This is a genomic window from Nocardia sp. NPDC051052 (assembly GCF_044456045.1).
Taxonomy (GTDB): Bacteria; Actinomycetota; Actinomycetes; order Mycobacteriales; family Mycobacteriaceae; genus Nocardia.
On record NZ_JBITFL010000013.1, the window covers coordinates 236,162 to 246,566 of the forward strand.

9 protein-coding genes are annotated in these 10,405 nt (G+C 66.1%); 4 read left to right on the forward strand and 5 right to left on the reverse strand.

What is annotated here, in order from left to right:
* Positions 1 to 119 precede the first annotated feature (119 nt).
* Positions 120 to 2,060, forward strand: coding sequence for a potassium transporter Kup (locus ACIBCN_RS35965; protein ID WP_396996330.1), 1,941 nt, complete (start codon positions 120 to 122; stop codon positions 2,058 to 2,060).
* A gap of 123 nt (positions 2,061 to 2,183) precedes the next feature.
* The gene (locus ACIBCN_RS35970) at positions 2,184 to 4,007 is read left to right on the forward strand and encodes a CHAT domain-containing protein (RefSeq protein ID WP_396996332.1); all 1,824 of its coding nucleotides are present in this window, start codon (positions 2,184 to 2,186) and stop codon (positions 4,005 to 4,007) included.
* Positions 4,008 to 4,132: 125 nt separating this feature from the next.
* On the opposite strand, the gene katG is transcribed toward ACIBCN_RS35970, so the two are convergent.
* On the reverse strand, positions 4,133 to 6,367 hold the full coding sequence (gene katG / locus ACIBCN_RS35975; RefSeq protein WP_396996334.1) for a catalase/peroxidase HPI: 2,235 nt from the start codon (positions 6,365 to 6,367) through the stop codon (positions 4,133 to 4,135).
* A 37-nt stretch (positions 6,368 to 6,404) separates the two neighbouring features.
* Positions 6,405 to 6,821, reverse strand: a complete 417-nt coding sequence (locus ACIBCN_RS35980; RefSeq protein ID WP_396996361.1) for a Fur family transcriptional regulator — start codon at positions 6,819 to 6,821, stop codon at positions 6,405 to 6,407.
* Positions 6,822 to 6,971: 150 nt separating this feature from the next.
* On the opposite strand from ACIBCN_RS35980, the gene ACIBCN_RS35985 reads away from it, so the two are divergent.
* Positions 6,972 to 7,541, forward strand: coding sequence for a TetR/AcrR family transcriptional regulator (locus ACIBCN_RS35985; protein ID WP_396996336.1), 570 nt, complete (start codon positions 6,972 to 6,974; stop codon positions 7,539 to 7,541).
* A gap of 173 nt (positions 7,542 to 7,714) precedes the next feature.
* The gene (gene galE, locus ACIBCN_RS35990) at positions 7,715 to 8,716 is read left to right on the forward strand and encodes a UDP-glucose 4-epimerase GalE (RefSeq protein ID WP_396996338.1); all 1,002 of its coding nucleotides are present in this window, start codon (positions 7,715 to 7,717) and stop codon (positions 8,714 to 8,716) included.
* Positions 8,717 to 8,728: 12 nt separating this feature from the next.
* Here galE and ACIBCN_RS35995 read toward each other — a convergent pair whose 3' ends face one another.
* From ACIBCN_RS35995 to ACIBCN_RS36005, 3 genes are all read right to left on the reverse strand, one after another.
* Positions 8,729 to 8,977 carry a hypothetical protein gene (locus ACIBCN_RS35995; protein WP_396996340.1) on the reverse strand — a complete coding sequence of 83 codons (249 nt, stop codon included), beginning with the start codon at positions 8,975 to 8,977 and terminating at the stop codon, positions 8,729 to 8,731.
* Between the two features lie 112 nt (positions 8,978 to 9,089).
* On the reverse strand, positions 9,090 to 9,431 hold the full coding sequence (locus ACIBCN_RS36000) for a hypothetical protein (RefSeq protein WP_396996342.1): 342 nt from the start codon (positions 9,429 to 9,431) through the stop codon (positions 9,090 to 9,092).
* A 152-nt stretch (positions 9,432 to 9,583) separates the two neighbouring features.
* Entirely contained in the window at positions 9,584 to 10,333 is a 750-nt protein-coding gene (locus ACIBCN_RS36005; RefSeq protein WP_396996344.1) for an FAD-dependent oxidoreductase, read from the reverse strand.
* Positions 10,334 to 10,405: the final 72 nt, after the last annotated feature.

Genomic DNA, 10,405 nt, shown 5'->3' on the forward strand with positions numbered 1-10,405 from the left:
AACGATGAGCGCGATCGAGCGCTTTCCCGCTGGGCGGGAACGCCGCGCGCGGCGTGGTTACAGTGACGTGGCGGCAAACCACGGCACGATGGGTGCGGGCCGCGCAGCGAGGAGGCGTCATGGACACAGGGGTCGAGGTGACTCCGTCGGTTCCCGCGACAGGCGGGGATGGGACGGTGCGGACCGCTGTCGTGGTCGGGGCGCTCGGCGTGGTGTTCGGTGATATCGGGACGAGCCCGATCTACACGATCCAGACGGTGTTCAACCCGGACGATCCGCATCCGGTGCCGATCGGCACGGACAACGTGTACGGCGTTGTGTCGCTGATCTTCTGGTCGGTGATGATCATCGTCACGTTTACCTACATCTCGCTGGTGATGCGGGTGAGCAACGACGGTGAGGGCGGCATCATGGCGCTCATTACGCTGCTGCGGCGGCTGGGTGGCGGGCGCGGTGGCCGGGCCGCCACGGTGCTGGCCGGGGTCGGGATCTTCGGTGCCGCGCTGTTTTTCGGCGACAGCATGATCACTCCGGCGATTTCGGTGTTGTCCGCGGTGGAGGGCCTGAAGATCGTCGAGCCGGGTCTGGAAGACCTGATCGTGCCGATCACCGCGGTGATCATCATCGTGCTGTTCACGGTGCAGCGGCGCGGCACGGCGGCGGTCGGCCGCCTGTTCGGGCCGGTGATGATCCTCTGGTTCGGCTCGATCGGGGCGCTCGGAATCTCGGGCATCACGCGGCATCCGGAAATCCTGAAGGCGCTGTCGCCCACCTACGCGGTGGGTTTCATGTTCGGGCACTTCGGCATTGCCTTCTTCGCCTTGGCCGCGATCGTGCTCGCCATCACCGGCGCTGAGGCGCTGTACGCCGACATGGGGCACTTCGGCCGGAAGGCGATCACCCGCGGCTGGCTCGGGCTGGTGCTGCCCGCCTGTGTACTGAGCTACCTCGGCCAGGGTGCGCTGATTCTGGGCGACCAAAGCAACGTCGGCAGTCCGTTCTTCTTGCTCGCCCCCGGCTGGGCCCGGCTCCCGCTGGTGCTGCTGGCGACCGCCGCCACGGTGATCGCCTCCCAGGCGGTGATCACCGGTGCCTACTCGGTGGCGTCGCAGGCCGCGCAGCTCGGTTACCTACCGCGACTGCGGATCGCGCACACTTCGGAGTCGACCATCGGGCAGATCTACGTGCCGTGGATCAACTGGGTGCTGATGTTCTCGGTGCTGACGCTGGTGTTCGCCTTCCGCAGTTCGGCGGCACTGGCCTACGCGTTCGGCATGGCGGTGACCGGGACGATCTCCATCACGACGCTGGTGTTCTTCTATCTCGCCCGGATCAAATGGAACACCCCGCTCTGGCTCGTCCTGCTCGGCGCGATCCCCTTGCTCGCGGTCGACGCGATGTTCTGGGCGGCGAACATGACCAAGCTCGTGCACGGCGCCTGGCTGCCGCTGCTGATCGGGCTCACCGCCTTCACGGTGATGAGTACCTGGGCACGCGGCCGGGACGTGGTCACCCGCGCACGCGAGGCGAAGGAAGGCCCGCTGCGCCAGTTCGTCGACGAATTGCAGGACCACCAGCCGCCTTTGGTGCGGGTGCCCGGCACGGCGGTGTTCCTCAACCGCGGCATGGAAACCGCGCCGCTGGCCATGCGGGCCAACGTCGAGCACAATCATGTGCTGCACGAGCATGTGGTGATCATGTCGATCGACACGCTGCCGGTGCCGCGGGTACCCGACGGGCAGCGCACCGAGATCGACGCGCTCGGCTACGCCGATGACGGAATCATCCATGTGACAGCACATTTCGGCTATATGGAGACGCCGAACATCCCCGCGACGCTGCGCCTGCTCGACCCGTCACAGACCGAAGGACGGATCTCGATCGACGACGCGTCCTACTTCCTGTCGAAGATCGAGCTGAAGCGCGGATCCGAGCCGACCATGGCGGCATGGCGTAAACGTCTGTTCATCGCCACGTCCTATATCACCGCCGACGCCGCCGAATACTTCGGGTTGCCGGGGCAGCGGACCGTGATCATGGGGGAGCGGGTCGAGGTGTAGCGCAGCTGTTACCGGTCGACGCTGTAGGTCGTTTGGTGGACACCGCGCTCCGGTGGACATCGATAAGCTTTTGTCACGCAGAAGCTTTCGTGATGCGCGGAGACTGGTGATCCGGAAATTGACGTGTTCGACGGAATAACGAATCGGCTCGACCCGACGCTGACGCAGCGGGTCGAGCACCTGAAACAGCGCGTCACGGCCGCCGAGGAGTCGCGTTCGCCCGACGAGGTGCGCGCGATCCTTGCCGAGTTGAATTTGTTCATCGTGGAATTCGTGCCGGAGATGGGTACCGATCTCGACCAGGCGTTGCTCTGCACGGATGTGTTCCGCTGGGCGATAGTCCTGGAATCGCAACTGCCGGAATGTAATTGGTTCCGGGTCGCCTTGACCGCGACGATGCACGCCGGCGCCTACGCGCATGCGGTGGCCCAATTCTGGCAGAACGACGAGACCCAGATGCCGCTGCGCGCGGCCAACCAGATCGCCTTCGAGCTCGGCGCGTACGCGAATCACCGTTGCGCGATGCCCGCGTTCGCGCCGCTGCTGCTGGAAAACGTCTCGGGCAGTCTGTATCTAGCGACGCAAGTGATGACCGCCCTGCGCGCGTACGACCCCGACCCGAGGCAGCTCGACGACCTCTCGCAGGAGGGCCGGCGATGGGGCGACCGCATCAAGTCGGAGGAATATTGCGAGCCCGGTGATCGCGACAGTCGAATGATCAACCGGCGGCTGGAGGAGTTCCGCGCCCGCCAGGTGAAACTGGTGGAAGCGGCGCCCGCCCACCGCATAACGCTCGAAGCCGAAGCCCGGCACTGTGTTACGGAGCTCGCGGCGGTGCGCTCGGGTCGCGACATCATCTATGTCGTCGCTACGTCGTTGGGGGGCGTCGCGTTTCGTACCTATGGGGACAGCACACGTATCGGTCGAACCGTCAGCATCGACCTCCCCCGCTTCACCAGCCAGCGGGTGCAGGGGTGGCAGACCCGCATCAGCGACCTTTATCGTCGGCGCGAGACCGAGGGCCTGAGTGCGGCCGACTTACACCACGAACTCAGCGTGATCCTGACCGAGCTCGGCGAGGCAACCCTGGCGGTCATCCGGGTGCAATGGCCCGGCCTGAAAGCCTTCGCGCTCGCCCCGGTCGGCGCGGCAGGCACGCTGCCGCTCGGCGGCGCGCTGGTGGACGAGCGGCCCACCCAGGTGCAGTTCGATATGACCGTCATCCCCAACGCGAGCATCTTCCTTTCCGCCACTTTGCCGCCGAGGCCGACCTCTCGTGCCGCGGTGGTCGCGGTGGACCCGTCGACCGGTGCCGACTTCCTGCCTGGAATCGGGCTGGAGGGCGACGCGATCGCCGCGATATACGGGACACAGCCGATGAACTTGCGGCCGGAGAACGCAAACCCGCACGCGGACAGTCCAGTTCGCATTCGGGCGATGACACCGAGCAGGCGCCGCGAAATCGCCGATGAGCTCGCCCTGTGCCCGTCTGCGCCGCACCCGGACGGCGGCATCCTCGACGCCATCGAACGCGCCGCCGTCGTGCATTTCGCGTGCCACGATGTGCTGGTGGAGCAGACCGTGTTCAATTCGGTCCTGCTCCTCGGCGAGAATCGGCTCTCGCTCAGCGAATTCCTTATCCGCCCGGTGGCGCCGGGCGGCGTGATCGTCCTGTCGGCCTGCCACGTCGGGGGAGTGGTGAAGAGCCTGCCGAACGAACTGCTCGGCTTCCCAGCGGTGTTCCTGTCGGCCGGTGCACGCACCGTAATCGCTTCCGCGCTACCGGTTATCGATTCTCGCGCGACGATCGCGTTTCTGGAAGACCTGCACCGTGGACTACAGACCGGAGTGGCAGGCCACGTCGCACTCAGAGCGGCCATCGCGGCGTCGTATGACCGCGGCGACCACAGTTTCACCTGGGCCGGATTCACCGCCTACGGTGCTTGACGCGTATTGCGTTCGGGCGCAACGGCTTTCTCAGGCTGGTCGATATAGCACGGGCACCCCGCGAACTGGCTCAGTTCGCGGGGTGCCGCACGTGCCGACCGGCTCGGCAGCCGGTCGGGCAGTGATCAGGCCAGGTCGAACCGGTCGAGGTTCATCACCTTGTCCCATGCGGAGACGAAGTCCCGCACGAACTTCTCCTTCGCGTCATCGGTGGCGTAGACCTCCGCGAGCGCGCGCAGCTGCGAGTTGGACCCGAAGACCAGGTCGACGCGGCTGCCGGTCCAGGTGGTCGCGCCGGTGCCGCGATCCTTGCCCGCATAGGTGCCCTCGTCGGCCGACGTCGGCTCCCACTTCGTGCCCATGTCGAGCAGGTTCACGAAGAAGTCGTTGGTCAACGACCCCGGGGTATCGGTGAAGACGCCGAGCGCGGACTCGTGATAGTTCGCGCCGAGCACGCGCAGGCCACCGACCAGGACGGTCAGCTCGGGAGCGCTCAGGGTGAGCAGGTTCGCCTTGTCGATCAGCAGGTACTCGGCCGGCAGCTGGTTGCCCTTGCCGAGGTAGTTGCGGAAGCCGTCGGCGCTCGGCTCCATCGCGGCGAAGGACTCCACGTCGGTCTGTTCCTGGGTGGCATCGGTCCGACCAGGGGCGAACGGCACCTCGATGTCGAAACCGGCGGCCTTCGCGGCCTGCTCGACCGCCGCGACGCCGCCGAGCACCACGATATCGGCGAAGGACACCCGCGTGTTCCCGGTCTGCGCCGAGTTGAATGCCTCCTGAATGCCTTCCAGCACGGGCAACACAAGTGTGAGCTGGTCGGGCTCGTTGACGTCCCAGCCGCGCTGCGGTTGCAGCCGGAGGCGACCGCCGTTGGCGCCGCCGCGCTTATCGCTGCCACGGAACGAGGATGCGGCCGCCCACGCGGTCGAAACAAGTTGCGGCACAGTCAGACCCGAAGCCAGGAGCTGGCTCTTGAGGGTGGCGATATCGGCCGCGCCGATGAGGTCGTGCGTCACCGCGGGGACCGGGTCCTGCCAGAGCAGCGTCTCCTGCGGGACCAGCGGACCGAGGTAGCGGACGATCGGGCCCATGTCGCGGTGGGTCAGCTTGTACCAAGCCTTCGAGAACTCTTGCGCGAGCTCCTCGGGATGGTCGAGCCAGCGCCGGGTGATCTGCTCGTAGCTGGGGTCCACGCGCAGCGAGAGATCCGTGGTCAGCATGACGGGGGTGTGCGACTTCGCGGCGTCGTGCGCGTCGGGCACGGTGCCCGCCCCGCCGCCGTTCTTCGGGATCCACTGCCACGCGCCCGCGGGGCTCTTCGTCTTCTCCCACTCGTAGCCGTAGAGGGTCTCGACGAAGCTGTTGTCCCAGGTCCGCGGGGTCGGCGTCCAGGCGCCCTCCAGGCCGCTGGTGATCGCGTCCTTGCCGACGCCGGTGTTGAACGAGCTGCGCCAGCCGAGGCCCTGCTCCTCCAGCGGGGCGGCCTCGGGCTCGGGGCCGACATGATCGGCCGGGCCCGCGCCGTGCGTCTTGCCGAAGGTGTGGCCGCCCGCGATCAGCGCCGCGGTCTCGATGTCGTTCATCGCCATCCGGCGGAACGTCTCGCGGATGTCGGTGGCCGCGAGCAGCGGATCCGGATTGCCGTTCGGCCCTTCCGGATTCACGTAGATCAAACCCATTTGCACTGCGGCAAGCGGGTTTTCGAGGTCGCGCTGGCCGGTGTAGCGCTCGTCGCCGCCGAGCCAGGTGTGCTCGGGACCCCAGTAGACGTCCTCCTCGGGCTCCCACTGGTCGACGCGACCGCCGCCGAAGCCGAAGGTCTCGAAGCCCATCGACTCGAGCGCGACATTGCCCGTGTAGACGATCAGGTCGGCCCAGGAGAGCTTCTTGCCGTACTTCTTCTTGACCGGCCAGAGCAGGCGGCGGGCCTTGTCCAGGCTCGCGTTGTCGGGCCAGCTGTTGAGCGGGGCGAACCGCTGCATGCCGGCACCGGCACCACCGCGACCGTCGTTGATGCGGTAAGTGCCCGCCGCATGCCAGGCCATCCGGATGAAGAACGGCCCGTAGTGGCCGTAGTCGGCGGGCCACCAGTCCTGCGAGGTCGTCATCACGGCCTCGATGTCCTGCTTCACGGCGGCCAGGTCGAGTGTCTTGAATGCCGCGGCGTAGTCGTAGTCCGCGTCCATCGGGTTGGCGACGGCCGGATTCTTCTGCAGGATCTTCAGATTGAGCTGGTTCGGCCACCAGTCACGGGTGCTGCCGCCCTCGGTCGGGTACTTGAGGCGGGCAGACATTACGGGGCAACCGCTTTCCGCGGGCTCCGTGTTGGCCTCTCCGATGGGCGGGTGGTCCTCGGGCACGGCAATTCCTTTCAGGGGGTGGTGAATTGGGCTGTGTTCACGGGTTGGGCAGCGGCGCCGGTAGCGCCGCGCAGTCCGGGCATAGGCCCCAGTAGAGGACCTCGGCCTCGTCGAGGACGAAACCGTTGTCGTCCGCGGCGGTCAGGCAGGGGGCCGCGCCGACCGCGCACGCGGCGTCGACGATGGCGCCGCACGACCGGCAGACCAGGTGGTGGTGGTTGTCGCCGACGCGCGTCTCATAACGCGCCACGGTGCCCATCGGCTGGATGCGGCGGAGCAGTTTCGCGGCGGTCAGTGCCCGGAGCACGTCGTATACCGCCTGATGGGAAACCGCGCCGAGGGTTTGGCGCACCTGGCCGAGGATGGTGTCCGTGTCGGAGTGGGGGTGCTGATGTACCGCGGTGAGCACCGCTAATCGTGGTGCTGTCACGCGCAGTGCCGCGCCGCGGAGCATCCGCTCGAATTCGGCTGATTTGGACACATTCAGGAGTATTACTCATTCAAGTCTTGTCTGGGTGCGGTTTCGAGAAATTTGTTCGGAGGTGCGCGTTTGCGCAGGTGGACCCTGTGGGACAAACGTCTAAGACGCTGGTACTCTCTAGTGATGGGAAACCGCGAAGACCTGCTGGCCGGAGCGCGCAAGGCCGTGCTCGAGCGTGGCCTGGCCAAGACCACCGCGCGCGATATCGCGGGCGCCGCCGGGGTCAGCCTGGCCGCCATCGGCTACCACTTCGGCTCGAAGGATCGGCTGATCACCGAGGCGATCGCCGAAGGGCTCGGCGGTGATGTCGGTGACGGCATGGAGGCCGCCATCCGGTCCGGGGGAGCGGGTCGATCGCTGCGGGAGTCGGTGGCGCCCACCTGGACCGGGCTGCTCGAAGTGATCCGGACCAACCACGAGGCCCTGCTGTTGAGCGCGGAAAACGCCCTGCTCGTAGCCCGGTCGGCGGAGTCGCAGGAGTTCATGGCCCAGGCCACCGAGATCGCGTTCGGCGATCTCGCCGACGTCTTGCGCGAGACGCACCCTGAGCTGTCCGCCGAGCAGGCGCGGGCCGTCGTCACGCTCTACTTCCTGCTCTTCCAGGGACTCGCGATGACTCAACTGATCGCGCCTGCCGCCGCGGTGGACGGCGAGCAGCTCGCCCTCGCCGTGGAAACGTTGTGCGCCATGTGATTACGCGGCTCTGGTGAGCTGAGCACGGCCTCAGCATGGTCGACCGGACCGCTACGCTCCCCGCTGGTTCGCCGCCTAACTCGGTCAAGACTGGCGTGGCACGACCCCGAGGGATATATCGTCGCCACCGCCATCGTTTGCACAGTGCTGCTACCGAGGAGGGCTCGACCCCTGTGAAGCTGCTCGTTACCGGCGGTGCCGGATATATCGGCTCCGTCGTCGCCCACCAGCTCGTCGACGCCGGACACGAGGTCGAGATCGTCGACAACCTTTCCACCGGGTTCGCGTTCAACCTCCCCGCAGGCGCACGATTCCACGAGATGTCGGTACATCGAGTCGCCGACGTCCTCACCCCGACCGCCGGGTTCGACGGGGTGCTGCACTTCGCCGCCAGCATCGAAGTCGCAGAATCAGTGCGTAACCCAGAAAAGTACTGGCACAACAATATCGAAGGCTCCCTTGCGCTACTCCGCGCGATCCGTGCCGCGAGCGTACCGCGGCTCATCTTCTCCTCGACCGGCTCGATGTATACCGGCGACGGAACTACCGCCTTCGACGAAACCGCCGAGATTCGACCCCAAAACCCCTACGCCGCAACCAAAGCCACGGTCGACCAACTCATCGCGGGTGCCTGCGGAGCCTTCGGCATCCTCGGCGCGGCAACCTTGCGTTACTTCAACGCCTCCGGTGCCGTCCGCACCGCCGATGGGGCGCACCTGGGCGAGCGCCACGACCCTGAATCACACCTCATACCGATCCTGCTCCAAGCCGCCGGTGGGCAACGAGACACCTTCACCCTGTTCGGAACCGACTATCCAACTCCGGACGGCACCTGCATCCGCGACTATATCCACGTATCCGATCTCGCGGCCGCCCACCTGCTCGCCCTCGACGCCGTCGAGCCAGGCCACCACGGCATCTTCAATCCCGGTAACGGGCAAGGACATTCGAACCGGCAAGTGCTCGACACCGTCCGTGCCGTCACCGGCGTCGACTTCCCCGTCCGCATCCAAGGGCGCCGACCCGGCGACCCGGCGGTATGCATCGCTTCCAGCGAGAAAGCGCACCGCGAACTCGGCTGGAAACCGCAGCGCCCCGATCTGGCCGACATCGTGGCCGACGCTTGGGGATTTCATCAGACCGTGGTCGAGGACGAACTTCGAACCCAAAGATGAACACCCTGGTCACTATTCGAGGCAACTCCCGCATCGGGTAAATCGACCGTCGCCAACGCCGTGCAACAGCGCCTCGACCGCAGCCGATGCGTGGTAGTGCCACAGGATGTCGTGCGTCGACAGATGCTGCGCGAGTTCGACGAACCCGGAGCGTTCAACATCACGCTGATCGAACAGCTCGCGCTGACCTGTCTTGCCAGCGGTCGTCTCGTGCTTGTCGAAGGGATTCTCGACGCGCAACGGTACGGGCAGATGCTGCACCGGCTAGCCGCCGTGGTATAGCGAGAGTCCGGCCGCCATCGGGGGTCGGCGAAAATGCGGCCGTCGAAACCTGCAGCACCGTAGCGATATTGAACGAGGGCAGAAGGACTCGTCAGCGCATCCGGGAGCCGTTCGGGGTCCAACCGAGGCCGAGTAGGCAGGCGAGCGTTCCTGTTTCCATGAGCAGCTGACCCATGGGGTCGCTCCACGGCGTGCCGGTGTTGATGATCGATATGACAATGCCGCCGAGTATCAGGCCGGGCACGACGACCACGGTAATCAACGACTGTTTTGTCCAGCGCTTTCGTGAGCCGCCCGTTTCCGGCCCCAACGAAAGGAGGGCTACCAGAGCGGCGCCGCACAGTGATGTACCGAGCAGGCGAGCCGCTATCACGTCGTTCCAGTTCTCGCTGATGGCGAGCCTGCACAGAGCGGCGAGATACACCACGGCCACGGCGACTGTGCCGATCTGTCTGACCGATCGCTGCCACGGTGCCTCTGCCACAACCGATCCCACCCCATTCGAACTCATAGCGAAACCCTAAGACATCGCCGTCGCCTTCGCTGCGGCTGGCCTCAGCCGCCTACTCCTCGGGCCTGCGCGGTTCAGACCGGGCGTTGGGCCAGCACGTTCGCGGTCCCGGTCGCCGACCTGCGGACAGCCTCGAAGCCGTAGTCGAGCATCGCCTTCTCGTAGCGGGCGATGCCGTCGAGACCGCTCTCCCATTCCGTGGCGAGCAGGGCCGCATCCCTGATGGCGGTGTTGGCGCCGGAACCCTGAAACGGGCTCATGGCGTGGATCGCGTCGCCGAGCAAGGTGACGTTGGTCGTTGGCCACGGCTCGACTGGGACCGAGGTACGCAGCCGCAGGCGGGACAGCTGTGTTGGATCGCCATCGGCGATCAACTGCTGTGCCCCTGGATGCCATTCCCGGACTGCACTATTCAGGTCGTCGGGTAGCTCGCCGGTCGGCGTCAGTAGCCCCCAGAACACGTAGCTGCGGCCCGCATCCGGCGGAAATAGCATATGCCCGAACATCAGGTTCCGTCGCCGCGGCCCGTAGGCCATACCGAGATGGTTCGTCAACTCCGGAGTCAGCCAAGGGCCCGTGGCAGCATCGACCCACGAACGACAGACGATCGCATCCATCGGTAGTGCCTCGATCCGGGCTTCCGGCAGAAGTTGCTGGCGGACCAGCGAATTGAGCCCGTCCGCACCTACCAGTAGGCCCACAGCGGCTGTCTCGCCGTTATCGAAGTCGGCGAAAACCTTGCCGCCCTTCGATTGTCGGTATCCGGTGAAAGCATGCCCGAACCGCACATCCAGACCGGTGAGGAGTCTCAATGATGCTGTCAAGCCGCTGGCGTAGCCGCGGCAAGCCTTTGTGGTTCCCAAGTACGGTTGTCACGCAGCAGAGCCCACAGCACG

What these genes read in the sequence shown, in the direction of transcription:
- ACIBCN_RS35965 (WP_396996330.1), top strand. Translation starts at nt 120, where the DNA reads ATGGACACAGGGGTCGAGGTGACTCCGTCGGTTCCCGCGACAGGCGGG.
- ACIBCN_RS35985 (WP_396996336.1), top strand. Translation starts at nt 6,972, where the DNA reads ATGGGAAACCGCGAAGACCTGCTGGCCGGAGCGCGCAAGGCCGTGCTC.
- ACIBCN_RS35980 (WP_396996361.1), bottom strand. Translation starts at nt 6,821, where the DNA reads ATGCTCCGCGGCGCGGCACTGCGCGTGACAGCACCACGATTAGCGGTG.